At 66.2% G+C, this 25,631-nt stretch carries 21 protein-coding genes; 4 read left to right on the top strand and 17 right to left on the bottom strand.

Annotation, left to right across the window (positions count from 1 at the left end):
- Positions 1-63: 63 nt before the first annotated feature.
- From WG208_RS11480 to WG208_RS11465, 4 genes are all read left to right on the top strand, one after another.
- The gene (locus tag WG208_RS11480; protein WP_337171499.1) at positions 64-2,037 is read left to right on the top strand and encodes an ATP-binding protein; all 1,974 of its coding nucleotides are present in this window, start codon (positions 64-66) and stop codon (positions 2,035-2,037) included.
- An 81-nt stretch (positions 2,038-2,118) separates the two neighbouring features.
- The gene (locus tag WG208_RS11475) at positions 2,119-3,285 is read left to right on the top strand and encodes a PDZ domain-containing protein (RefSeq protein ID WP_337171498.1); all 1,167 of its coding nucleotides are present in this window, start codon (positions 2,119-2,121) and stop codon (positions 3,283-3,285) included.
- 223 nt (positions 3,286-3,508) lie between these two features.
- Positions 3,509-4,750, top strand: a complete 1,242-nt coding sequence (locus WG208_RS11470) for an efflux RND transporter periplasmic adaptor subunit (RefSeq protein ID WP_337171497.1) — start codon at positions 3,509-3,511, stop codon at positions 4,748-4,750.
- Positions 4,747-7,932 (top strand): efflux RND transporter permease subunit, encoded by a 3,186-nt coding sequence (locus WG208_RS11465; protein WP_337171496.1) that lies wholly within the window; start codon positions 4,747-4,749, stop codon positions 7,930-7,932. The genes WG208_RS11470 and WG208_RS11465 overlap by 4 nt, the downstream gene beginning before the upstream one ends.
- Positions 7,933-8,079: 147 nt before the next feature.
- Here the strand turns inward: WG208_RS11465 and WG208_RS11460 are convergent, their stop codons facing one another.
- The 17 genes from WG208_RS11460 to WG208_RS11380 all read right to left on the bottom strand — a co-directional run bounded on the left by WG208_RS11460 (position 8,080) and on the right by WG208_RS11380 (position 25,404).
- A complete protein-coding gene (locus WG208_RS11460) occupies positions 8,080-10,140 on the bottom strand; it encodes a KUP/HAK/KT family potassium transporter (RefSeq protein ID WP_337171495.1) in 2,061 nt (686 codons plus the stop codon).
- A 202-nt stretch (positions 10,141-10,342) separates the two neighbouring features.
- Positions 10,343-11,683 carry a TolC family protein gene (locus tag WG208_RS11455; protein ID WP_337171494.1) on the bottom strand — a complete coding sequence of 447 codons (1,341 nt, stop codon included), beginning with the start codon at positions 11,681-11,683 and terminating at the stop codon, positions 10,343-10,345.
- Entirely contained in the window at positions 11,680-12,075 is a 396-nt protein-coding gene (locus WG208_RS11450) for a hypothetical protein (protein ID WP_337171493.1), read from the bottom strand. Before WG208_RS11450 ends, WG208_RS11455 begins: the two co-directional genes overlap by 4 nt.
- Before the next feature lie 16 nt (positions 12,076-12,091).
- Positions 12,092-12,523: a hypothetical protein gene (locus WG208_RS11445; protein ID WP_337171492.1), complete on the bottom strand. Its 432-nt coding sequence runs from the start codon at positions 12,521-12,523 to the stop codon at positions 12,092-12,094.
- The gene (locus WG208_RS11440; protein ID WP_337171491.1) at positions 12,520-13,188 is read right to left on the bottom strand and encodes a sigma-70 family RNA polymerase sigma factor; all 669 of its coding nucleotides are present in this window, start codon (positions 13,186-13,188) and stop codon (positions 12,520-12,522) included. The genes WG208_RS11445 and WG208_RS11440 overlap by 4 nt, the downstream gene beginning before the upstream one ends.
- A gap of 23 nt (positions 13,189-13,211) precedes the next feature.
- Positions 13,212-13,826 (bottom strand): HDIG domain-containing metalloprotein, encoded by a 615-nt coding sequence (locus WG208_RS11435; RefSeq protein WP_337171490.1) that lies wholly within the window; start codon positions 13,824-13,826, stop codon positions 13,212-13,214.
- 296 nt (positions 13,827-14,122) lie between these two features.
- Positions 14,123-15,748 (bottom strand): DHA2 family efflux MFS transporter permease subunit, encoded by a 1,626-nt coding sequence (locus WG208_RS11430; protein ID WP_337171489.1) that lies wholly within the window; start codon positions 15,746-15,748, stop codon positions 14,123-14,125.
- A 6-nt stretch (positions 15,749-15,754) separates the two neighbouring features.
- Positions 15,755-16,792 (bottom strand): HlyD family secretion protein, encoded by a 1,038-nt coding sequence (locus tag WG208_RS11425; protein WP_337171488.1) that lies wholly within the window; start codon positions 16,790-16,792, stop codon positions 15,755-15,757.
- A 97-nt stretch (positions 16,793-16,889) separates the two neighbouring features.
- Positions 16,890-18,356, bottom strand: coding sequence for a TolC family protein (locus WG208_RS11420; RefSeq protein WP_337171487.1), 1,467 nt, complete (start codon positions 18,354-18,356; stop codon positions 16,890-16,892).
- A gap of 11 nt (positions 18,357-18,367) precedes the next feature.
- Positions 18,368-19,000, bottom strand: a complete 633-nt coding sequence (locus WG208_RS11415) for a TetR family transcriptional regulator (protein ID WP_337171486.1) — start codon at positions 18,998-19,000, stop codon at positions 18,368-18,370.
- A gap of 261 nt (positions 19,001-19,261) precedes the next feature.
- The gene (locus WG208_RS11410) at positions 19,262-20,473 is read right to left on the bottom strand and encodes an endonuclease/exonuclease/phosphatase family protein (RefSeq protein ID WP_337171485.1); all 1,212 of its coding nucleotides are present in this window, start codon (positions 20,471-20,473) and stop codon (positions 19,262-19,264) included.
- A gap of 104 nt (positions 20,474-20,577) precedes the next feature.
- Positions 20,578-20,772, bottom strand: coding sequence for a hypothetical protein (locus WG208_RS11405; protein WP_337171484.1), 195 nt, complete (start codon positions 20,770-20,772; stop codon positions 20,578-20,580).
- A 24-nt stretch (positions 20,773-20,796) separates the two neighbouring features.
- A complete protein-coding gene (locus WG208_RS11400) occupies positions 20,797-21,267 on the bottom strand; it encodes a peptidylprolyl isomerase (protein WP_337171483.1) in 471 nt (156 codons plus the stop codon).
- Positions 21,268-21,323: 56 nt separating this feature from the next.
- A complete protein-coding gene (gene nth, locus WG208_RS11395) occupies positions 21,324-22,151 on the bottom strand; it encodes an endonuclease III (RefSeq protein ID WP_337171482.1) in 828 nt (275 codons plus the stop codon).
- 41 nt (positions 22,152-22,192) lie between these two features.
- Positions 22,193-24,022, bottom strand: a complete 1,830-nt coding sequence (locus WG208_RS11390; RefSeq protein ID WP_337171481.1) for a helix-hairpin-helix domain-containing protein — start codon at positions 24,020-24,022, stop codon at positions 22,193-22,195.
- 35 nt (positions 24,023-24,057) lie between these two features.
- Positions 24,058-24,513: a hypothetical protein gene (locus WG208_RS11385; protein ID WP_337171480.1), complete on the bottom strand. Its 456-nt coding sequence runs from the start codon at positions 24,511-24,513 to the stop codon at positions 24,058-24,060.
- Positions 24,514-24,546: 33 nt separating this feature from the next.
- The gene (locus tag WG208_RS11380) at positions 24,547-25,404 is read right to left on the bottom strand and encodes an alpha/beta hydrolase (RefSeq protein ID WP_337171479.1); all 858 of its coding nucleotides are present in this window, start codon (positions 25,402-25,404) and stop codon (positions 24,547-24,549) included.
- Between the last annotated feature and the right edge of the window lie 227 nt (positions 25,405-25,631).

Here is a 25,631-nt window from a genome sequence, read left to right as displayed (position 1 = left end):
CGGCCGACCATGGTCGGCCGATGACCGGGTGCCGGGTCGTTCCGTATCGCCTCCCGGAGCGGGATGAGTATCGAGTTCATCATCGCGATCATCAGTATCGCATTGCAGTGCACGGCCATGGCGGCCGCTTGGACGCTGGGTGGTGCCATACGGTGGCGTCGCGCGCGGTGGTTCACCGCCGTGACGTTCACTGCCGGCTGCTACAGTGGCGCGAACGCCGTCGCGGCCTGGCAGGGCATGCACGGCATCAATTTCGACTGGGTCATGTCCACCAATCTCGTGGTGGCCACGGTCCATGCCGCCACGTGGCTGATCTTCTCGTTCATCGACGATCAGGGGCGGTGGCAATCGGTGCCGTCCACCGTGCGGTGGGCCAGCCTGCTGTGTATCGCGGCGACTCTGCTCTCCGTGGTCACGGGCGTCGTGCAGGTGTCGCCGCCCCTGGAGGTCCACCTGCCCAGCCTGGGAGTGGACATCCTGCACCCCCAGTTCAACATGACCGGCACGCTGTTCACGCTCCTGCCGTTCACGCTCTTTTTTGCCAGCGCCTGGGGCTACGTGCGACGGGTGCGGGCCGGGGAGCGGGGCGCCGGCGCCATCCTCCTGGGATTCGGCCTCTTTCTCCTCTTCTCCTTCGAAGAAGCGGCCGTGGCGATGGGGTGGATCGATTTCATCTATCTCGCCGACCTGGGATACGTCGCCGTCATCGCGCCCGTCTCCTGGCAGATGCTCAGTGCGTTCCGCGACGATGCCAATCAGCTCGATCAACTGTCGACGCATCTCGCGGACGAAGTGCGGCATCGCACCGAGGAGCGCGACGAAGCCCGGCGCGTCCTGCTCGAGCAGGAGCGACTGGCGGCGCTCGGACGACTGGCCGCCGGTGTGGGCCACGAGATCAACAATCCCCTGCAGTATCTCCGCTTCAATCTCGAAGAACTGCGCGATCACGAGGCGCTGGCGTCGGACGCCGAGGCGCAGATGGCCATCACGCAGGCCTTCGAAGGGGTCGATCGCATCAGACAGGTGGTGGAAGGACTGCGCACCTATGTGCGACCCGGTGCCGACAAGATGGTGCCGCTGGACGTGCGTGAAGTCGTGCAGGCGGCCATTCGTGTGGCGGCGCCACAGTGGCGACAGGGCGTCACCGTGGCCACGCAACTGGATGCCGTCCCCCTCGTGAATGGGCATGAAGGCCGTCTCGTGCAGATGGTCCTCAATCCCCTCGTGAACGGGGCACAGGCCATGCTCGCCCGCGGGGACACCACGCGCATGACGCTGACGGTGACCACCCGGACCGGCGCCGACGGATGGGCGGAGATTGCCGTGGCCGATCAGGGCACCGGTTTTGCCTCCAGCGTCATCGCCCGGCTCGGTGAGCCCTATGTCACCACCAAAGCCACCACCGGTGGTACGGGGCTCGGTCTGTTCGTGGCCCGGGGCATCGTGGAGGCGCACGGTGGAACCATCACCTTCCGCAATCTCCCCAGCGGGGGCGCCTCGGTGCTGGTGCGGTTGCCGGCCGTGCCGGCCCCCAAGTCCGTCGCCGACCGGCGCACGCCGCAGCCGCTGGCGCTGTTGCCGCGCAACACAAAACCTCTGCGGGTGCTGCTCGTGGAAGACGATCTGGCCGCGCTGCATGCGCTCGAGCGTGGGCTCGTCATCGAAGGACTCGAGGTGGTCGGTCACGCGAATGCCCGCGATGCGCTGACATGGCTGGGGACGAATACCGTCGATCTCGTCGTGACCGATCTCATGATGCCCGGGATGTCGGGTTCGCAGTTCGCGGCACGACTGGCCGCCAGTCATCCGGGGCTGCGCGAACGGTTGGTGGTGCTCACCGGCGGAGCCGCGGCTCCCGAAGAAGAAGCGCTGCTGCGTGATCCCGGCGTACTGGTGCTCGGCAAACCGATCACGCGACAGGAGCTGGCATCGCGCCTGCGGGCGCGTGTGGCCGAGGCGGTCGTCGCGCACAACGTCGTCGAGGTCGCGGCAGAGCCCGTTCCACCGGAGCCCGCTGCCGCCGGGGCTCTCTCGTAAACCCTTCCGGACATCCTCGGTGTCGCATGGCCAACGACTTCCGAGGATTCCATGCTTCCGTCATCACTCCAGTCATCGCCGATGGCCGTGACCTCCGTGTGCGCGGCCATGCGGCGGCGCGGGGACCGCACTTCGCGGCGGTCTGCGTTGTCTCCCCATCTCCTGTGGGCGCTGCCCTTCGTCCTGGCATTCCCGCCGACGCTGCCGCTCACCGCGCTCGAGGCGCAGTCCGTCGAACAGTCGCGACCGCGCACGCGCGCGCCGTTCGGCATGCTCAACACCATATGGACCCGCTCGGCCGATCGTGCGGTGCTGGGGGTCACCCTGGGCGCGGGATCGAGTGCGGACACGGCGGGTGTGCGCCTGGAGTCGGTCGAGGTCAACGGACCCGCGGCCGGGGCCGGTCTGCAGGCTGGTGACGTGCTCACCGAGATCAACGGCGTGTCGCTCAGGGTGGCCAAAGAAGACGCCGAGGATCTCGCGCTCACCGGACTCGCGCAGCGTCGTCTGCAGCGGGTGCTCGCCAAAGCGAAGCCGGGTGACGATGTGCGTCTGCAGTACCGGCGCGCGGGGGCGGCCCGGTCGGTGACCCTGAAGACCGTGTCGGCGGCAGATCTCGAGCGTGGTGAAGTGCGGCGTCTGAGCACGGCGGCCAGCCGCATCGATGAGTCCGGCGGACACATCGGCGTGACGATCGGCGGCGCGGGCACCGTGCGCGACACGCTCGGGCTTTTTGTCAGTGCGGTCACGGCGGCCGGCCCCGCGGAGCTGGCGGGGATCGTGGAAGGGGAGCGGGTGGCCGCGGTGAACGGCGTGGACGTGCGTGTGCCGCGGGAGGACGTGGAGGACGGCCGGAGCCGCGCTGCACGCGTCGAACGGTTCGTCCGCGAAGTGCAGAAGGTGGCGCCCGGTGGCACGGTCACGCTGCGGGTGTACGGCAATGGCCGGTACCGTGAGGTGCCGGTGAAGGCGGTGAAGGAGGCGGAGCTGCCGGGCAGCGGCATGCGCTTCGAGTTCGGTGATGGCCTGAATCGTCGCGTGCGGATCGTCACGCCGCGTGGCGGGCCGAGTGGCAGCGTCGAGCTCGATGGTCTGCCCCTGCGGGAATTCATGGACGGCTTCCGTCGGCAGATGCAGGAGCGGATGCAGGAGCCGATCCAGGACGGGTTCCGGGACATGGAAATCCGGGTCCCTGCCCCCTCAGGGACGGTTCGTGTGATCCCGCGGCGGTCTTCAACGACCCTCTGAATAGCGCAGGTGGGACCATTTCCCCCGATTTCCACACGGCTGGTCACACGGATGCAACGCTGGACAGCATTCTGACGTTATCTTGGCGGATTCCCCCAACGATGCCCCGGTACGAGCCGGGGCATTGTGCCCTCTAGACCCGCCGTTCGCACCGCGAATGCCAGCCATTGCTGCACCGACGCCCGCGCGCCGGTTTTACATACAGCCCGCCATCTCTCCTCGCGTGGCGTTGCTCCTTCTCACGGCCCTCGCCGCCTGCAAGGAGCAGGTACGTCAGCAGCGCCCGACACCCACGGTCTCCGTCGAGACGGCCGTCAAGGGGCCGTTGCCGTACGTCGTGTCCGCGAACGGACAGGTCGAAGCGAACCGCACCGTCGCCGTGCAGTCGCTGGTTTCGGGACAACTGACCCGCATCGCGATCGCCGAAGGTGACGAGGTGAGTCAGGGGCAGGTGCTCTTCGAGATCGATCCCCGTCCGTTCCGCGCCGAACTGGCGCGGGTCGAAGCCACGCTCGCCCGTGACGAAGCCACGCTGACCCGCGCTCGCGCCGATTCGGTGCGGTTCGCGGAGCTCGCCAAGGACGGCTACGTGACGAAGCAGCAGCTCGATCAGGCGTTTGCGGAAGCATCGGCCCTGACCGCGACGGTGGCTGCCGACCGGGCCTCGCTCGATCGGGCCCGTCTCGACCTCGAGAACACGGTGGTGAAAGCCCCGATCTCCGGTCGCACCGGTCAGCTGCTCTTCCGCGCCGGCGCGCTGGTGCGGGCCTCAACGGATCAGCTGGTCACCATCAACGAGTTGCGTCCGGTGCTCGTGCGCTTCCCCGTCCCCGAAAAGGACTTCGAGGAGATGCGCCGACGGGCCGGCGTGGACAAACCGCTGGCCGTGCGTGTGACGCCCAACGGCATGGACAGCACCAAGTCCATCCGGGGTACGCTCACCTTCGTCGACAACCAGGTCGACCGGACCACCGGGGCGGTATTGCTCAAGGCGCGGGTGCCCAATGAGGACCGGGCCCTCTGGCCGGGGCAATTTGTTAACGTCGCCCTGCAGCTCGACGTCGAATCCGGTGTCGTCACCGTCCCGTCGGTCGCGGTCGTGACCACCGGGACGTCGTCGTTCGTGTACGTGATGGAAGACCACAAGGCCAAGCGCACGATCGTGAAGCTGGGGCGTCTGGCCGGGTCGGTGGTGCGGATCGACAGCGGGCTGGTCGGCGGTGAACAGGTGATCATCGAAGGGCAGACCCGACTGAGTGACGGAGCCACGGTGCAGCTGCGCGGCGAGAACATCAGCCCGCGCAATGGTGATGCCGACGGTGGACGTCGCCAGGGCCGGAACGGCGGTGGTGGCAATGGTGGCAGTGGCAACGGCGGGGGCAACGGCAGTGGTGGTGGCAACGGCGGTGAGGCCAGCGCCAACGGTGGCAGGCAGTCGGGAGGCCAGGGAGGCCAGACGCGATGAGTGAAAAGCGGCAGCAGCAGGATGGGACAGGGGAGGGGACCGGCGAGCCGGTGGAAGGCATGAACATCAGTGAGATCTGGATCCGGCGTCCCGTCATGACGACGCTCGTGATGCTGTCCATCCTGATCTTCGGTATTCTGGCCTACCAGCGACTGCCGGTCAGCGATCTTCCCACGATCGACTATCCGACCATCACGGTCTCCGCCGGTCTGCCCGGGGCGAGTCCGGAGGTCATGGCCACCTCGGTGGCCACGCCGCTCGAACAGCAGTTCGCCACCATCTCGGGCATCGACAACATCACGTCGTCGAGTTCGCAGGGCAGCACGAACGTCACGATCCAGTTCAATCTCGATCGCGACATCGACAAGGCCGCCGCCGACGTGCAGTCGGGCATCTCCAAGGCGCTCCGTCAGCTTCCGCAGGGCATCAATCCCCCGTCGTACAACAAGGCCAACGCGGCCGACGCGCCCATCGTGATGTACTCCCTCAACTCCGACGTGCTCTCGCGCACGGAGTTGAACGAGTACGCCGAGACCTTCATCGCCCAGCGTCTGAGCACCATCACCGGCGTGGCGCAGGTGCAGGTGTACGGATCGGCCAAGTACGCCGTGCGGGTGCAGCTCGATCCGAGCGCGCTGGCCCAGCGTGGCATCGGTATCGACGAAGTCCAGCAGGCCATCAACACCGGCAACTCCAACTCGCCGGCCGGCGTGCTGATGGGCCCCAATCAGTCGTTCACGCTGCAGGCCACCGGCCAGCTCAAGAACGCCGCCGAGTTCCGGGCGTTGGTCGTGGCCTACCGCAACGGCACGCCCGTCCGCCTCGGCGATCTGGGCAACGTGTTCGACGGGTTGCAGAACATGCGCGGCATGAGCGAGCTCAATGGCCGCTCCAACATCTCGCTCGCCATCATCCGTCAGCCCGGCGCCAATACGGTCGCCACCGCCAAGGCGGTCGACGCCGAGATGCAGGAACTGCTGCCGCAGTTGCCGCCGAGCGTGCAGGTCGAAACGATTTTCAACCGGGCGCTCAGCATCGAGCACTCGGTGTGGGACGTGCAGTTCACACTGATGCTCACCGTCGCGCTGGTCGTGATGGTGATCTTCCTGTTCCTGCGCAACGTCCGCGCGACGATCATTCCGTCGCTGGCCCTGCCGTTCTCCATCATCGGCACATGCATCGTGATGTACGCGCTGGGGTTCAGTCTCAACAACCTCACGCTGATGGCGCTCACCCTCGCCGTCGGGTTCGTGGTCGACGACGCCATCGTGATGCTCGAGAACATCGTGCGTCACATGGAAATGGGGAAAGGGCCGCTCCAGGCGGCACTCGACGGCTCGAGGGAAATCAGCTTCACGATTCTGTCGATGACGCTGTCCCTCGTGGCCGTGTTCATCCCGCTGCTGTTCATGCCGGGACTCGTGGGCCGGTTGTTCCGCGAGTTCGCCGTCACGATCGGTGTGGCCATCCTCGTGTCCGGCATCGTGTCGCTGACGCTCACGCCGATGCTGGCCGCCAAGTTCCTCAAGGGCGGTGAAGGACACGCCGAGGCCGAGGGCAAGTGGCGTTCGGTGGAGCGCATCTATCAGACGACGGAACGCTGGTACGTGGACTCGCTGGGCTGGGTCATGCGGCACCGTCCGCTCACCATGCTGTTCAGCGCGCTGACGCTCGGGGCCACGGTGTTGCTCTTCATCGTCATTCCGAAGGGCTTCCTTCCGTCGGAAGACACGGGACGTCTGCAGGGGTCGGTGGAGGGACCGGAGGGCATCGGGTACGACGCGCTGGCGGCCAAGGTACGCGAGGTGGGCGCCATTCTCACCAACAATCCCAATGTGAAGTTCGCGCTGATGTCGGTCGGCGGCGGACCGGGTGGCGGCAGCAACAGCGGCCGCATCCAGCTCACGCTCGTCGATCGCAGCGAACGCCAGCACGTGGACCAGGTCATGCGCGAACTCACCCGCGCGACCTCCACGGTACCGGGTGTGCAGGTGTTCTTCCGCAACCCGCCGCCGATCAACATCGGCGGACGGCGTGGCAACTCCGCGTATTCCGTGTCGCTGCAGGGTGCCGATATCGCGGAGCTCTACACGTCGGCGCGCGCGCTCGAGCAGCGCATGCGCGAACTGCCGCAACTCGAGAACATCTCCAGCGATCTGCAGGTGGGCAATCCGCAGGTGGCCGTCACCATCGACCGCGAACGCGCGTCGGCACTCGGCGTGACGGCCAGCCAGATCGAAAACGCCATGTACAACGCCTACGGGCAGCGTCAGGTGTCCACGATCTACACGCAGGTCAATCAGTACCAGGTCATTCTCGAACTCCTGCCCGAGTTCCAGCGTGATCCGGCTTCCCTGAGCCAGCTGTTCATCCGTTCCAACACCGGCAATCAGGTGCCGCTCGGCGCCGTGGCCACCTTCACCAAGGGTGTCGGCCCGCAGTCGGTGCAGCACAACGGACAACAGCCAGCCGTGTCCATCTCGTTCAATACCCGCCCCAATGTGGCTCTGGGCGATGCCGTGAACGCGGTGCAGCACGAAGCCGCGGCGGTGCTGCCGACGGGGGTCACGGCCGTGCTGTCCGGCGACACGCAGGCGTTCGCGCAGGCGCAGAGCGGTCTGCTCGCGCTGCTCGTCGTCGCCATCTTCGTCATCTACGTGGTGCTCGGCATTCTGTACGAGAGCTTTGTGCATCCGCTCACGATTCTCTCGGGTCTGCCCTTTGCCGCCGTGGGCGCGCTGGCCACGCTGATGATCTTCGGCAAGGATCTGAGCGTGTACGCCTATGTCGGTGTGATCATGCTCATCGGTCTCGTGAAGAAGAACGCGATCATGATGATCGACTTCGCGATCGAGGCCGAGCGCAATGAGGGGATGAATCCCACCGAGGCCATTCTCGAGGCCGCGCGGGTGCGTTTCCGTCCGATCATGATGACCACGATGGCCGCGCTCATGGGCACGCTGCCCATCGCGATCGGCTACGGAGCCGGCGCCGAATCGCGCCAGCCGCTCGGTCTGGCCGTCGTGGGTGGTCTCGCGTTCTCGCAGCTCATCACGCTGTACGTGACGCCGGTGGTGTACACCTATCTCGATGGGTTCGTGAAGCGCGGGGAACGTCGACGGGAGGCCAAGGCGGCGAAGGCCGCGGCGCGTCTCGAGCCGGTGGCAGTGACGGGCGACTGATGTAAAAGGACGGCGCTGCGCGCTTCTGTTTCAAGAGGGAGCAGGAGGGAGCTGATCAGAACGGAGATCGATAGGAACAGCTATTGATCTCCTCCCTGACCAGCTCCTCCCTGCTCCCTCTTGATACAAAAGCGCGCAGCGCCCTCCTCAAAACTCGATTTGCGTCCCCAACTCCACCACTCTATTTGGCGGAATGTTGAAGAAGTCCGTCGCCGACCGCGCGTTCCGCGCCATGATCGAGAAGATGATCTTCCGCCACTTGGCCAGCGTGATCTTGTCGCCCTGCTTCCCGGGAATCGGAATCAGTCGCTCGCGACCGAGGAAGTAACTGGTCTCCATGGGCTTGCAGCGGATGCCCATCTGATCGACCACCTCGAGGATCTGCGGCACGTTGGGCGTCTGCATGAAGCCGTACGACGCGATCACGCGCCAGAACCCGTGGCCCAGCGGCAATACGCGCACGCGTTCCGATGCGCTCGTCTCGGGAACGTCGGCCGTCTTCACGGACACGAGCAGCACCCGTTCGTGCAGCACCTTGTTGTGCTTGAGATGATGCAGCAGCACCGGCGGCACGCCGTCGTCGTTGCCCGTCATGAACACCGCGGTGCCGGGCACCCGATGCACCTTCGACTGCGCCACACCGTCCAGGAACAGGCCGATCGGCATCGTGCCTTCGGCCAGGCGCTGCATGAGCAGGGCGCGCCCCCGCTTCCAGGTCAGCATCAGCACGAAGAGCACCACGCCGAGCACCATCGGCACCCATCCGCCGTGCGCGAGCTTCACCACATTGGCGCTGAAGAAGATCAGGTCGACCACGAGGAAGAGCAGGGTGAGCAGCAACGCCTGCCAGAGCTCCCACCGGAAACGGATGCGCGCCACGAGGAAGAAGAGAACGCTCGTGATGAGCATGGTCCCCGTCACCGCGATGCCGTAGGCCGCGCCCAGTGCCGACGTGTTCTTGAACATCAGCACGATGATCAGACAGCCCACCGCGATGAACCAGTTCACCTCGGGGATGTAGATCTGCCCCTCTTCCTTCTGCGAGGTGTGTTTGATCTCGAGACGCGGAATGAAGCCCAGCGCGATACCCTGTCGGGTCACGGAGAAGGCGCCGGAGATCATGGCCTGCGAGGCGACCACTGCGGCCAGCGTGGCGAGGACCAGCAGGGGAAGCAGCATCGCCCGCGGAGCGAGCATGAAAAACGGATTCTCGGCTGCATCGGGCATGCGCACCAGCAGCGCGCCCTGTCCGAAGTAGTTGAGCAGCAGGGCCGGGAAGACCATGGTCAGCCACGCCACGCGGATGGGCCGGCGACCGAAGTGTCCCATGTCGGCGTAGAGCGCTTCACCGCCGGTGATGACGAGCACCACGGACCCCAGCACGAAAAACGCCAGTTTCTCGTGCGCCTGCACGAAATGCACGGCGTACATGGGGTTCACGGCGGCGAGGATCCACGGGGACTTCAGGATCTCGACCACACCGAGTCCGGCAATGACCGCGAACCAGAGCAGCATGATCGGCCCGAATGCCTTGCCGATCAGATCGGTGCCATGGCGCTGCACGAGGAACAGCGCCGTGAGAATGATCAGTGAGAACGGAACGATGAAGTGTTCGAGTGTCGGATAGGCGACTTCGAGTCCCTCCATCGCGCCCAGCACGGTCATGGCCGGCGTGATGATGCCGTCGCCGTACAGCAGCGCGGTTCCGAAGAGCGCCAGAGCCACGAAGACACCGCCCTTGCCGAAGCTCTGCGGCGTGCCGCGCGGAAAGATGAGCGCGAGCAGGGCGAAGGTGCCGCCTTCGCCGCGGTTGTCGGCCCGCAGCACGTAACTCACGTACTTCACGGTGACCACCAGCGTCAGCGCCCACACGATCATCGAGAGGATGCCGAACACATTCTCCCGGGACGGATCCAGTCCGTACAGCGGGCTGAAACACTCCTTGATGGAGTAGAGCGGGCTGGTGCCGATATCCCCGTACACGACGCCAAGCGCCGTCAGGGTGAGGATGGCCAGCCGTTTGCCGGTGGGATGCTCTTCGCGATGATGTTCGCCGCCGGTGGCTGCGGGGAACATGCCGGTGCTGGCTCTGAGTTCCGAGCCCGGTGCGGCGTCCATGGCATTGACCGCACCCGGTTCCTGCACCGGGCCGGTGGGGTGGCGAAGCGGTTCGGCAGAGCGTCGACTCGGCTCGTCCGGAGGCTTCACGTCGGGACTGCTCTCAGCTGAAGATCCGGCGTCCGATGAGGGAGACGGAGGGCGTTGTTCGTCGGCCATTCGTAGTGGTGAGACCCGACAAATGTAATCACCGCCCGCCAAATGGAATGCTCATTGTGAAAATCCGGTCGACCAATGCCGTGGTCAGGCGCTCCTTCCCCTCGGGAAGGAGCCACCAGACCGGATCTTTCGCTTACAGTTCGCGGCCCACCAGCACCGACAACTGGGCCCGGGCAACACGACTGTCCAGACGCGCCTGGATCAGCGCCTGCCGCGCCTGATTGAGCGTGGTCTGGGAGGTCAGCAGATCGAGCAGGGTGGACGCGCCGAGGGCATACCGCTGCTGCTGGACCCGCAGGTCCTCCTCGGCGGCGGCGATCGCGGCCATCTGGACCTCGATCCGGGCCATCGCGTTCTGCAGGGAGCGCATCTGCGCCGTCAGGTTCTGACGCGCCGCCAGACGGGCATCACGCGCCTGCGCCTCGGCATTGCGCAGCGCCACATCGGTCTGCACCGACTGCTGCTCGCGCACGAGGTTGTTGAACAACGGATAGGAGAAATTGAAGTTCAGATTCTGGCGATTGGGGTCGTTGCCGCCGATCATGAACAGATTGCCACCCGAAAACGCCTTGGAGCTCTGGGTATAGGTGTAGTTGTACGTCATCGACAGCGTGGGCATGTACTGGGAGCGCTGCGAGCGCCGTGTGGCCTTTGCGGCCACCACGTTGGCTTCCGCCACCTGCACGGCCGGCCCCTGATTGACCAGCGCCTCGAGCTCCTGCTCGGTGGGCATCTGCGGGAGCACGTCGAGCGTGTCCTCGGGCGCCGCCGTCACGGTGACCGTCGAGCCGACGACCCGGGTCAGCGCCGCATTCGCCACCCGCAGGTCGTTCTGCGCCGTCAGCACCGCCAACTGGGCGTTGCCCTTCTGGATGGCCGAACGCAGCGAATCGGACTTGGTGGCGACGCCGGCGGCCACCCGGGCGGTCGAGGCCTTGAGCTGCTGTTCCGCCTGCTCCAGCTGCGCACGCGCCGCGGCCTCCGATTCGCGCGCGGCGAGTGCGGCGTAGTATTGCTGCTTGACCTGCAGCGCCGCATCGAAGCGGGACTGCACGATCGACGCGTCGGCCACGTCGGACGTGGCTTTCACCCGGGCAATTTCCTGGAACCGCCGTCCCCCGTCGAAGAGATCGAGCGAGGTCTGGATGCCGTTGTTGTAGTTCCACGGATTGCCGGTGAGTGGCACCAGCTGTCCCTGGAAGAACTGCACGCCCTGGGTCCGTCCACTGGAGGCGGTGAGGTTGAGCGACGGGATGAAGGCGGCATAAGCGGCGCGGCGGGCGGCCCCGGCGTTACGCTCCAGTCCCCGGGCCACCACTACATTCGGCGCATTGCGCTGCGCCTGCTGGATGGCCTCCGTGAGGGTGATGACGCGGGCACCGTCATCTGGAACGGCAGGGGGCTGAGCGCCAAGCGGGGCGGCCACCAGGACCGCCCCGACCATCGCCGCACCTGCATACTGACCAAGCTTCACCGGACTTCCCCTCTGGCACGCGCCGCACTGTCGGCCATGCGTTGGTTGCGCTCGAGCAGTCGGCGGAATCCCGCCACCTGGGTACTGTCGAACGTGTTCATCATGAGTATGCGCGCGCTGTCCCGGAGCGAATCGAGTGAGGGGCGCACGATGCGCATGATCTCACGCGAGCGGGTCTTGCGCCACTCCCATACCGAATCGACGACCCGACGCTGGGCATCGTTAAGAGCGAGTTCGTGATCGAGCTCGTCGAGCATGGCCTGCTCGTCGGTCACCCGGGGCACGACGGGCGTGGTGACCGCCCGTTCGGCGGCAAAACCCACGGCGCCTCCCATGAGGAAGGCACCGAGGAGGAACATGATGGCGAGCGACTTTGGACGGGGTGCGGACACGAGCAACCGCGGCGGCTCAGTAGTCGAGCGGATGCAGATACCGTTCCGGAGCGTCGGCCGGCAGATGCGGACGCACCCGCGTCAGCATCACGTCATCGAGCGGCTGCGTGGATTCGACCACTTCGCGCGCCGCGAGTTCGCGGGCTCGCGCGTTGGCGGCCTGGTCCCGCACGAAGGTGGCGCCAGCGGCCAGCAGCGCCAGGGTGGCGGCAATGAGGCCGGCCGTCCGGAGATCGGCCGTGCGCAGCTCCGAGAACCCGCTCCACCACGTGGGACGCAGCTCCTGCACCTTCTGACTCAGTCGCTCCGACAGCGACTGCATGATGCGCTGCTCCTGTTTCGCCCAGAAGGCGTCGTCCTGCGGGGCCGCATAGTGCGTCCGCAGCATCGCGGTCACCTGAGGATCCGCGCCCGGGCTCCGCCCGTCGTCGTTCCGTGTGACGTTCATTTCTCACTCCGAAGGTTGCTCAACTGGCGCCTCAGATGCGCCCGAGCGTGATGCAGGTCGGAGCGCGCTGTTCCCTCGGGGATTCCGAGCAGGGCACCGATTTCTGCGTGTTTATAGCCCTCGACGTCGTGCAGCACGATGACCGCGCGTTGCCGTTCGCCAAGAGTGTCCAGCGCGCGCATCAGACGCGCACGCAGTTCATCCGATTCCGCGGGATCGCGGTGCGGAGACGACAGCGTCTCCGGCAATTCGTCCGCATCGCGCACCTTGCGGCGACGCGCGATGTCGAGCGCCGCATTGGCCACGATCCGATGCAGCCACGCCCCGAACGCCTGCTCGGGACGGAACCGCTCCAACGCCCGGAAGGCATGCAGAAATCCTTCCTGCACTGCATCCTCGGCGTCGTCATGTGACAGGACGATCGCCCGGGCCACTGCGTAAGCCCGGCGCTGATGACGGCGGACGAGGCCCGCAAAGGCCACGTTGTCCCCGGCCTGCGCCGCCAGGACCAGCTCCCGCTCCTCGAGCGCCTCGGCGGAAACCGGACGCTCACCGGCCATGGACGGCCCCGTTCCGACCGGCCGATCGGCCATGTCGGGCACGACCCGGCCCCGCCGGCCCTGATCGGGCGACGCGAGCGGAATCGGGAGGGAAAGGACAGTCACAGGATCGGGTAGGGTCACCCGATTTACGCATCGCCGGAAAACGTCGTTGAGGATGGGGGAGTGACACCGGCCAGGCCCAGCCGGTCGGCATTGGCCTGCATGGCCGACAACACACGCTGGATGTGCTCGTCGAGCGGCACCCCCAGCGCCTCGGCGCCCTGTACGATATCGTCACGATTCACGCCGCGCGCGAATGCCTTGTCTTTCATCTTTTTCCGGACCCCGGCGACGTCCACATCGCTCACCGCCCTGGACGGCTTCACCAGCGCACAGGCCGTGATCAGCCCCGTCAGTTCATCCACCGCGAACAGCGCCTTGGCCAGCGGTGTGACACGGGGCACCCCGCAGTACGCCGCATGCCCCAGCACCGCCTCGCAGATGCTCTCGGGCCACCCCAACGCCCGCAGATGGCGCACCCCCTCCGCCGGATGTTCGACATCGGCAGCCTGCGAAGCGTTGGGATACCGCTCGTAATCAAAATCGTGGATGAGACCGGTGACCCCCCACAGCTCCTCGTCCTCCCCCAGATGCCGCGCATAGGCGCGCATCGCGCACTCGACGGCCAGCATGTGCTTGCGGAGGGATTCGGAGCCGGTCCACTCGTGGACCAGGCGCTCGGCTTCAGGACGGGTAGGCACACCCACACAATGGCGCGTGGGCAGAGGTCAGACAACTCCTCGGATGGGGAGGAGGGCACTGGTAGGCTTGGAACTGCGGGAGCTGGGACTACGGGAGCTGGACCTACGGGAGCTGGACCTACGGGGCCCGTAGTTCCAGCTCCCGTGGTGCCGTGGTTCTCCGTAGTCCTAGCCCCCGTTTTTCCAGCTCCCGTTTCTCCAGCTCCCGTGGTCCTAGCTCCCGTTTCCCCAGCTCCCGCAGTTTCCCGTAGTCCTCCGCAGTCCTCTGCAGTCCTCTGCAGTCCTCTGCAGTCCCCCTAATGCGCATCCGCTTTCAGCGGCACCGCTCTTCCCGTCTTCCAGATCAGCAGCAGGGGCAGCGCGGCCACCAGCAGCAACCCCGAGATCAGGTAGATCCGCGAGAACGCCATCACACTCGCCTGGGCGCCGATCTGGCGGTCCAGCAGCATCAGCGCCTGCTGCTTTGCGTTGTACGGATCGATCCCGCGGGCGATGAGGCCGTGGGTGAGACCGTTCACGCGCTCCAGGGTGGCCGGGTCGTAGATCCCCGCGTGCTCCGTGAGCACGGCCTTCTCGGTCCTGGTCAGACGCGAGAGCAGCGTGGCCATCGTGGCGATGCCCAGCGAGCCGCCGAGCTGGCGCATGAGATTGAACATGCCCGTTGCCTGGCCGAGCTTGTGCATCGGGATGCCCGCCACGCTCGCACCAGTCAGCGGGACGAAGATACAGCCCAGTCCCACGCCGCGGATGATGAGCGGCCAGAACATGTCGTGCTGACCCGCGTCGAGTGTGATCCGCGACATCTGCCACATCGACAGGAGGAACATGAAGGAGCCGAATGTCACCAGGAGGCGCGCGTCGATCTTGCTGCCGAACCGGCCCATGATCGCCATCGTGATCGCCGACGCGATCGCGCCCGGCAGGATCACCATGCCCGTCTGCTGCGCGCTGTAGCCGTGCAGCGACTGCAGGAACACCGGCAGCACGAACACCGAACCGAAGAGCGCCACGCCCAGGAAACTCCCAAACAGCACGCCCGGCGCGAGCTGTCGTGACTTGAGCACGTGGAAGTCGATCACCGGTTCGTCGATCGTCAGCTCCCGCCACACCAGCAGGATCGCCGCCACCAGACTGGTGATCGCCAGCACGGTCACGAAGCGCGACTCGAACCAGTCGTAACGTTCACCACGTTCCAGCATCCACTGCAGCGAACCCACCGCCACCGCGAGCAGCACGATGCCCAGCACGTCCACCGTCTGCGCGCGCACCTGGTGCGCCGCGTCCTTCACGTACGTCCACACCATCAGCGCCGCGATCAGCCCGAGCGGCACGTTGATGTAGAAGATCCACGGCCACGCATAGGCGTCCACGATGAACCCGCCCAGCGTCGGACCGATCGTGGGGCCCACCATCACCCCCACGCCGAAAATCGCCTGGCCGATGCCGCGCTCGTGTGGCGGAAACGCTTCGAACAGCGTCGTCTGCGCGGTGGACAGCAGCGCACCGCCACCGAGTCCCTGCAGCACGCGCCAGAACACCAGTCCCCACAGGGACGTCGCGGCGCCGCAGAAGAACGAGGCGACCACGAAGATCAGGATCGAACCCGTCAGATACCGCTGCCGCCCGAAAAACGCCGACAGCCAGCTCGACATCGGGATGACGATGACGTTGGCGATGATGTACGACGTACTCACCCACGCGATCTCGTCGAGCGTCGCGCCGAGGGTGCCCATCATGTGCGGAATCGCGACGTTCACGATGGACGTGTCGACGAGCTCCAGCACCGCCGCGAGCGTCACCGCGATCGCGATGAGATACTTGTTCTTGTACGGATCGTCGGCCACCGCCTGCGCCGTCCCCGAAGCACGGGGCGTGGCAGGCGGTGCAACCAACGCCGGAGGATCCATGACGGTGGTGCTCACGCGAGCTTACCGCACCACCACGTTGGCGAGCGCCGACATCCCCGGACGCAACGGCCGGTCCTTGCCGAGGTCCTTCGTCACGCGGATACGCACGGGCACCCGCTGCACGACCTTCGTGAAGTTGCCCGTGGCGTTGTCGGGCGGCAGCAGCGCGAACTTCGCGCCCGTTGCCGACGCGATGCTTTCCACCTCGCCTTCCGCCGACGCGTTGTAGGCATCGATTTCGATGTCGACCTTCTGACCCACGCGGATGCGCGCGAGCTGCGTCTCCTTCATGTTGGCCGTCACGAAGATGCCCGTATCGGCGACGATCGACATCACCGTCTGTCCGGGCTGGATGAGCTGGCCCAGCTCCACCTGCTTGCGCGAGACGACACCGGCCACCGGCGCCTCGATGGTCGCGTACGACAACTGCAAGGCCGCGTTGTCGCGCGCCGCCTCGGCGGCCGCGAGACGGGCCTGCGCGAGACGCACACCGGCCTGCGCGTTGGCGATGCCGCTCGTCGCCGCCGACACCTGACGCTGCGTGGCATCGAGATTCGCCACGGCGGCGTCGTAGGTGGCCTGCGCCGCGTCGAGCTGCGCCGCACTGATGATCTGCTTGGCCACCAGTTCTTTCGCACGCGTGAGATCGGCCTGCGCCCGGACGAGTTGCGCCTTGGCCGCGTCCACCTGCGCGGCGCCCACATCGCGCTGGCTCGACGCGGTGCGCACCACCGTGGCCGCCTGACCTTCGATGCCACGGCCACCGGCCGCCGCACGCGCGGCCGCCAGGTCGGCCTCGGCCTGCGCCAGTTTCACTTGGAGTTCACGCGTGTCGAGCTTCACGAGCACGTGCTTGCCATCGACATGGCCGTTGTCCACGGCGTCGATCGCGGTGACATACCCACCGACCTTGGCAACGACGGGCACGATGTGGCCATCGATCTGGGCGTTGTCGGTCGACTCGTGCGAGCGACCATAGGACCAGCGTTGGAATCCCCAGATCCCCACGCCGATGACGGCGACGATCGGGATCAGCAGACGGATATTCGGGCGAGACATGAAAAGGAGTTCTGAGTCGGGTGTTTGGGGTCGCGAGCCGAGACGGGTTGAGAGTCGTGCGTCGCGAGGGGTGTCGTGTGTGAGGAACCGGTAGCGGTCAGGGAAGCTTCTGCGCTTCGCCCATCGCTTTGGCGAGGGACACGCGCGCGCTCTGATACGACGCCAGCGCGTCGTTGCGCAGCGTGCGGGCCTGATTGAGCGACAGCATGGCGGTGATCACGTCCGCATTGCCGGCGACGCCGGCGCGGAAACGTTCCTGGGCCTGTGACACTTCCTGTTCGGCCAGACGCAGGCGTTCGGCAACGGCGTCCACCTGTTCCCGCGTGGCGCTCAGATCGAGCAGCGCGGCGCGCACTTCGAGGGAGCTCTGCGCCTGCAGATCGCGCAGGCGCGCTTCCGTCTCGCGGGCGGCCGCCACCTGCTCCTCCAGACGGGACTCGCGACGGAACCCGTCGAAGACTCCGATCGAGAGCTGCACGCCCCACGTGTAGGTGGGAAGCAACCGTTCGTAATTGCGACCGACCACGCCGTGGTCCATGGTGAAGCCGAGCTGCGGTGCGCGCTCCCACCGGATGGCCTTGGCCGCTTGCTGCTGCGCGAACTCCTGGGCCTTGAGCGCCTGCACATCGGCGCGGGTGTCGAGCGCCGCAGTGAGCGCCTCGTTGGCCGAAGGCAGCGCGGTGAAGAACGGCAAACCCGCCAGCGAGTCGGCCAGTGTCAGCGGGGCGTCAGCGGCCACGCCCGTCACACGCTTGAGTTCGAGCAGGGTGCGGTCCCGTTCATTGCGGGCGATGATGATCTGGGCGCGTACGTTCGCAAGCTGCGATTCGGCGCGTGTGACATCGAGCGCGATTCCGACCCCCGCCTGCAGTTGATCGCGGGCGATGCGCAGCAGGTCCGCCGCCAGCGTGGAGTCGGCCTGGCGGGCCGACAACTGCGCTTCGGCGCGGGCCGCGCGTACGTAAACGGCCGCAGCGGTCGCGGCGGCTCCCTCTGCCTGCGCGTTCACGTCGGCGCTGGCGGCCGACGTGCTGGCCTGGGCCGCGCGCCAGCTCCCCCACTTGCCGAGATCGAACAGCGGCGCCTGCACCCGATACCGTAAATCGACCGTCGGAATCGGACCGAGGAGTTCGCCGTCAGGGCGCATCATCGGCTCGCCCGTGACCGGATTGGCGAACGCAAACCCGAACGTGGCCGTGTTCATCGTCCGTCCCGACTGGATGACCGCGCCGGCCAGATCGGGGAAGAGAGCCCCGCGCCGCTGCGTCGCACGCGCCTCGGCCTGTTCGACGCGGGCCCGGGAAATCTCGATCGCACCGTTCTGGCGGGCAGCGAGGCGGGCGGCATCGCCCAGCGTGATGCGGGTCGGCGTGGTCGGGGCGGTCTGTGTCTGCGCGACGCCGGGCCACATCAGGAGGACGAGCGCGGCCAGCGCCGGAATGGCGCCGGCGCGCCGGAAAGAGGGTGAAACAGGGGCGGGGAGCGTGAGCTGCCGATCGGTGCCGGATCGTGTCCGGTCGCCGTCGTCCTGCGATGGTAGATTGCTGTATTGCATGGTGGACATGTAGAAGACGCTCACGGTTTGAGAGCGTGCAGGAAGAACTCGATCATTTCCTCGAGTACCTGTTCGTCGGCGCCGAGCTGGGGGTGAAAGGCGCGGTTGTTGCACCAGGTGCTGTGGGAGATCCAGATCGCCGAGTACATGCGGGCGGCGATCCTGGGATCGACCGGCCGGAATTCGCCGCGGGCGATGCCCCGTTCGATGATCGCGGACATGAGACGTCGTCCCCGCGCGATGACCTCCTGGGTATAGAAGGCCATGAGGTCGGGGAAATGGACGAGCTCATCGTGGACGAGACGCTTGATCAGCCGCACCCGTTCGGTGCGGTGGAATTCCCAGGTATGGATGGCATGTCTGCGCAGAGCTGTTTCTGCACTGTCGCCCTTGTGCGCCTCGTGTGTCGCCTCTGCTTCCGTCAAAGCTTCGATGATCGTGGAGCGGACCATCTCACGAAACAGGGCTTCCTTGTTGGGGAAGTAGAGGTAGATGGTGCCTTTGGCGACGCCGGCGCGTTTGGCGATATCGTCGAGGCGGGTTCCGGCGAGGCCATGTTCGGCGAACTCGTGGAAAGCCGCATCGAGGATCTGTTGTGGTCGCTCCTCCGGCGCGCGTCGGCGCGTGGCGGGCGAATCTGAAGCACTGGTCACGGTCTGTTGGTTCAGTTACTGACTGACTGGTCAGTCTGAATACGAATCAAGTGGCAATTGGTTTCGGATGCAAGTGGGTGATTCAGGGGCCGCAGTCGTGGGTTGCGGGAACGTGGGTGTAGAGAGGAACAACCGTGTAACGGGTCGCGTGACCTGGGACCCGGGCCCCATAACCCGGCGGTTCACCCCCCAAGCCCACCTCTCACGGCCCGAAACTCGTCCAGCCGTTCGCTTCCCCCAAACCGCCTCCCGTTGCAACCTCTAAAGGTCGCCCCGCCATGCGAGGTCGACGACAACCGGCTGATGTTCCGACGGGTAGCCATTGAGGACTTTGACGGCCATGGGCACCAACGTGGGTGGCGTCAGCACATGGTCGATACGTACCTGAAAGCGGCCGGCTCGCATGGTGTTGCCGAACCCCCAGCCGACCTCGGCGAAGGCATTGGTCAGGTCGCCCCAATCCCGCTTCAGAATGAGGCTGCCGTAGGGGAGATTGAAATCGCCGGCGACCACGAAGGCGCTATCCGCACGTGAGACGAACTGGGTGGCCCGCCGAGAATCCGCCCCTCGCACCATCATCGACGTGGTCAGCTGACTGAAATCGAGATTCCGGGCGGCCCAGAGGGCGTTGCGCGGGCTTTCCAGGTGGAGGCTGTAGATCGGAAGCAGGGCGCCAGTGGGCAGTTCGACCTCATACCGGAGGACGTTACCGAAACGCCCCACAGTGCCCGTTCCCGTTCGGACCGCCGTATGGAGGGTATCCACCCGCCGCAGGGGATAGCGGGAGGCAAAACAGAACTCGGGTGTGATGTGGAGGCTGACAGGGGCACGCACGCGCAGGCTGTCGGCCACGATGGTCTTGCAGTCCTGGAGAAGGACCACGTCGGCTCCCCACTCTGCCAGATCCCGCCGCAAGGTCGTGGCGAGCAGCGCCGATCGATCCGTATTGTAGGTCACGATCCGGAGCGCCCGCCCGCTGACATCCGGTGTTCGCCAGCGCGGTAGCTCGAATCCCGAAACGAATATCGCGGCCACACTGGCTCCCACTATCGCGGTCAGCAGAGTGGGAACGCCCAAAAGCAGGGCCGCGGTAAGCAACAGAGCCCATGGGATCAGAATCCATGAGCGGGGCGCAAAAGCCAGCAGCATGCCCAGGCGCGAATTGTCCGCATCGAATTGAAAGACCACGGCCAGCAGGATCGTGATGCCCGTGGCCAGCCAGATCACGTAGCGAGGCCATCGAAACGCACGGCTCGGTGAGGTGCCTTCCGGCATCATGACTGTGGCGCCCGCAGAACGGGCTCGGGCGGAGCGTTGCCGGACGGTGCGTTTTTCAGAAGCTGCAGAAGCTGCGCTTGGTCGTGCCGATGCCGCGGACAGCACCCGGCCGCACTTTCTGCAACGCACGCTCGCACCGGCCGGTGCGCCCTCAATGTGAAATACTTCGCCGCAGGGGCACACAAGATTTGCCATGGTGTTTCCGTTTCCCGGGCTCACAATACAGAAGCGGACTCGATATTACCGAGCCCGCTCCGAATCGACCTCATACACACTCGGCCCAAGCCGCCGGGGCGATCTCAGCCGACCGTCGGGGCCTCGATCACCAGCGCGCTCGTGTGCTTCGCTTCGGCGCCATGGCCCGCGAACTTCGAGTTCGTCCACAGCACGATCCCGTACAGGATGGCGCCGATGAAGATCGCGCCCCCGATGAGCCCCATGAATGCCGCACCCATGTCGCTATTCTGGGCGGCGTGCTTGTCGTGTCCAGCCATGATCCGGTGGAGTGAGAGGGAAGGTCAGGCGGCGTCGGCCACGCGGACCGATACCATGTGATCATTCTGCACGATCGTCGGCAGGATCTCCAGCCCCTGGGTCACCTGGCCGAACACCGTGTGCACGCCGTTCAGATGCCGGGTGTTGGACTCGCTCAGCACCAGGAAGAACTGGCTGCCGCCCGTGTCGCGTCCCGCGTGCGCCATCGACAGCGCCCCAATCTGGTGGGTGTGCGGATTGCCCTTGGTCTCGCACGGGATCTGCCACCCCGGGCCGCCCGTGCCGATGCGACGGTCGCCGGCCGGCAGGTCGCGCGAATACGGATCGCCACCCTGGACCACGAAGTCGGGGATCACACGATGGAACTTCACGCCATCATAAAAGCCGGAGTTGGCCAGCTTCTCGAAGTTTTCGACGGTCTGCGGCGCTTCGCCGCCAAACAGCTCGGCGACCAGCGTGCCTTTGTTGGTTTCGATCGTAGCGATCTTGGCCACGGAATTCTCGACGGTTGAAGGAACAGAAGTATCCCTGAAAACTAGCCCGATGCTCCTCAGCCGTCGATGCCCGCGCTCGGACACACATCCGCCAGCACGCACCGATCGCACGCCGGTTTGCGCGCGAAACAGACGCGCCGGCCGTGCCAGATGAGCAGATGGCTCAACAGGGCCCACGATTCACGCGGAAAGAGCGGCATGAGTTCCCGCTCGATGCCCACGGGGTCGGGTTCGCGCGTGAGACCCAGCCGACGGGCGAGTCGCTGCACATGAGTGTCCACCACGATGCCTTCGTTGATACCGAAGGCGTTGCCGAGTATGACGTTGGCGGTCTTGCGGCCCACGCCGGGCAGTGGCACCAGTTCCCCGATCGTGCGTGGCACCTCGCCGTGATGATCCCGCACCAGCGCGCGGGCCATGCCGATGAGATTCTTCGCTTTCGCGCGGTAGAATCCCGTCGTGCGCACGATCGCCTCCACCTCCTCCGGTGGTGCGTCCTGCAGTGACCCGGGGTCGGGAAATCGCGCGAAGAGCTGCGGGGTCACCATGTTCACCCGCACGTCCGTGCACTGCGCGGACAGGATGGTCGCACACAACAACTCGAAGGCATTGTGATGATCGAGTTCGCAATGCGCATCGGGATACTCCGCGGTCAGCCGCTCCAGCACGATCGTGGCGATCGCCTGCTTCTCCGCTTTGGTCTTCGGACTCCGCGCCACCGGTGCGGCGCGCTGCGATGGTTTCTGGCCGAAGGTCTTCGCGGTCCGGCGCGGTCGTGGCGCCGTGGGGGACGGAGTCGTGTCCTTGGGGACGGCAGCCTTCCGCGTCGTCCCCGGCTTCTTCACCGAGAGCGGTTGACGGGGACCATTGCCGGATCGGGCCATGGGTGTGGTCTCAGTGCGTGTAACGTGTGTATAACGGGCGTTCAGTGCGCAGACGGCGATGTGGACGCAGACGCGGGCGCGGACACAGACGCATGGTTCGACAGCGTACGACGCGCGCGGGCGAAGGCGAGCACGTCGTCGGCGGAACGGGTGTTGAGCACGTTCTCCGGCGTCAGCCATCCTTTGCGTGCCACGGCCACGCCCAGTTCGAGATTGTCGAACCCCTGCGGGGAATGCGCGTCCGGTCCGATGCTCACCAGCGTGCCGTGCTCCCGGGCCACGCGGCAGGCCTGCCAGTCGATGTCGAGACGGTGTGGATCGGCATTCAGTTCCACCGCCACACCCACGGCGCCGGCTTTGGCGATCACGGCGTCGAGATCGATGGCATAGGGCTCACGCGTCAGCAGCAGACGGCCGGTGGGATGGCCGAGTATGGTGAGATGCGGATCGTCGAGCGCCTTGAGCACCCGGTCGGTCATCTGGCGCGCGTTCATGCCGTAGCGCGAATGGATGGACCCGATGACGAAGTCGAATCGCTCGAGAAACGCCGCGTCGTAGTCCACCCGTCCGCAGGGCAGAATATCCGCTTCGATGCCCTTGAGCACACGGAAGTCGATGCCGTCGGCGGCATAGCGCGCGTTGAGGGCATCGATCTCGTCGTGCTGCCGGAGAATGGCGTCACGCGCGAGGCCGCCAGCATACGTGTTCGACTGGGAATGATCGGACACCCCCAGATACCGCAGACCACGCGCCTGTGCGGCCGCGGCCATCTGTTCGACGGTCGCCCCGCCGTCGCTGTACTGCGAATGACAGTGCAGCGCTCCCACCAGGTCCTGTTCGCCGAGCAGCGCCGGCAATGCGCCCTGTGCGGCCGCTTCCACTTCACCCGTGGCTTCGCGCTGTTCGGGGGGCACCCACGTCAGTCCGAGGCGGGCGTACCACTCCGCTTCATCGGCCACCGGGATCAGGGCGCCGGTGGCATCGCGCACTTCATCCCCCACGAGCGTGAAACCCCGTGCAGCCGCGTGGTCGGTGACCTGTTTCACATGCGCCGCGCTGCCGGTGGCGCGCCACCAGGCGAGCGCGAACTGGTCGGCACGCACGCAGTGGAGATCGACATGGGCACCGTCATCGAGCCGGAGTGACAGGGTGCGCCCGCTGCCGCCGATCACTTCGCGGACACCTCGCATCTGCGACAGCGATTGGGCGACCACGCTCGGACTGCCCCGCACGGCGACGACGAGATCGATATCGCGTACCGTCTCCAGACGACGGCGAATCGATCCGGCGATCTCGATCCGCAGCACGTCGGGGTGCGATCGCAGCACCTCCGCGATGCGCGCCGCCTCCGCGCGGGCGTGCGACCAGAGCACCGCCGCACCGGTGGCCCGGAGGTCGGCAATGCCCTTGAGCACCCGCTCCGCCGTCTTGTCGCCGAAGCGGGGCAGCGCCGCGAGCCGGCCATCGCGGGCGGCCTGCTCGAGGTCCATGACGGTGTCGATATCGAGGCCGTCATGAATGGCCCGGATGCGCGCCGGTCCGAGCCCAGGAATGCGCAGCATCTCCAGCAACCCTTCGGGCGTCTCCTCCTGGAGCCGCTCCAGCAGCTCGGAGCCATTCGATTCGGCCAGCTCCTGTATGACCGCGCGGGCTTCCCCGGAGAGAGACGTCAGCCCGTCGTCCTGCGGGCCATCTCCCCGTCCTTCCCCGCCGTCCGGACTGGCCAGACACTCGGCCAGTTCCCGATCGCCCAGATTTCCCACGACGCGGGCCGCATGCTGCATCGCACGCACGCGGTCCTTTCCGGCATCGTGCAATTCGAGCAGGGTGGCAATGCTGCTGAGCGCATGCGCGGCGGTCCGACAGAGCATGACTGCAATCTATCCGCTCATCGGCCGCAGTTCTCCTACCCTTCCACCCCGGCCACGCTTTTCATCTGCCTGACGAGTGCCACCATCTGTCCTTCCGTCAGATCCAGTTCGTGCTGTCCGGCCGCCGGGTCCAGCAGTCCCTTGCGCATGCCCACCGCCACGCGGTTCTGATACCGGACCTTCGCCAGCAGTTCCAGCGTGACCTGCCGCAGCCCATGGTATCGCCGCTTCTCCGCATTGGCGCGGCGATACCGCTGGTGCAGTTCGTCCGGCCGCAGGTCCCGCGCCAGGGCGAGCACATCGTCACTCGTCCGTCCGGGGATCACGCCCCGGTCGGGGATGCCGCTGTTCGTCCAGTCGCTTTCGGCGAAGAACAGCCGTCCCACGTATTCGACGCCATCGTGCGCCGTATGGAGTGTGATGCGGATCTCACGATCGTCGATCTGGATCGTGCCGAGCGGGGTCTGGGTGACGGAACCGAATGACGCCATGCGGGCAACTCCGGACGCGTGCCACCACGCGTACTATCTCGAGGTCTGCGGCGTGGTCTTCGCCAGGAAGGTTCGCAGCGCCGCGAACAGGGCTTCCGGCTGCTCGACGTACGGCACATGACCACAGGCGTCGAGGACCACGAATTCGGCGCCCAGACACTCCGCGGCCGCCTGGGCGGAGGCGAGGGGAATGGGATCCGAATTCCCGTGAACGACGAGCACGGGGCAATGGACGGCACAAAGCGCCTCGCGCAAATCGAAGTCGCCCAGGCTGTTCCAGATGGACTGCTGGACTTTGCCGGTGACGCGGAACGGGGTGAGCGCCGTGGCCCGCGCGGGATCGTGGAAATATCCCGCCACACTCAGCTCGAAACTGCGTTGCCGGTACGCCTCCGGATCGCGTTCGCGCAGTCCCGACGCCGCCAGTTCGGCGCGCATGCCCTGGATCACCTCCCCCCGCCCTCGCGCGGCGAGGGTTTCCTCGAACTCGTTCCGCCAGCTCCGCGTGATGGGGGCCGGAGAGATGAGCACCATGCGCGCCGGTGCCGGCAGTGATGCGTCCGACGTGCTGCGGATGGCGTAGAGCATGGCCAGCAGCGCGCCCCAGGAGTATCCCACGAGGGTAGGGGGGACGAGCCCGAATTCGTGGACGAGTTTCCCCAGATCCCCGACCTGGGTTTCCCACGTGATGGGCGTCGGATCGTCGGTCTTCGACTGTCCGCCTCCGCGCTGGTCGTACGTGTAGACACGATAGTCCTTGGCCAGCTCCAGCATCTGCGGATACAGATAGTCGTGATGCGCCCCGGGGCCGCCGTGCAGCAGCAGTAACGGCGGAGCGGAGGAGGGGCCGTCGACGCGGTAGAAGAGGGAAGTGGAAGGGGAGAAAGGCATACGTGGTTACGGGAGCTGGACCTACGGGGGCTGGACCTACGGGGAACCACGGTACCACGGGAGCTGGACCTACGGGAGCTGGACCTACGGGAGCTGGAACCACGGGAGCTGGAACTACGGGAGCTGGAACTACGGGACCGGCTCACGGGAAGTTAGTGCGACATGTGCATCCGCATGTGAGAGCGTAGTTTCCGTAGGTCCAGCTCCCGTGGTTCCAGCTCCCGTGG

It is taken from the genome of Gemmatimonas aurantiaca (assembly GCF_037190085.1).
GTDB classification, from domain to species: domain Bacteria; phylum Gemmatimonadota; class Gemmatimonadetes; order Gemmatimonadales; family Gemmatimonadaceae; genus Gemmatimonas; species Gemmatimonas aurantiaca_A.
This window is presented reverse-complemented; position numbering and strand designations above follow the sequence as displayed.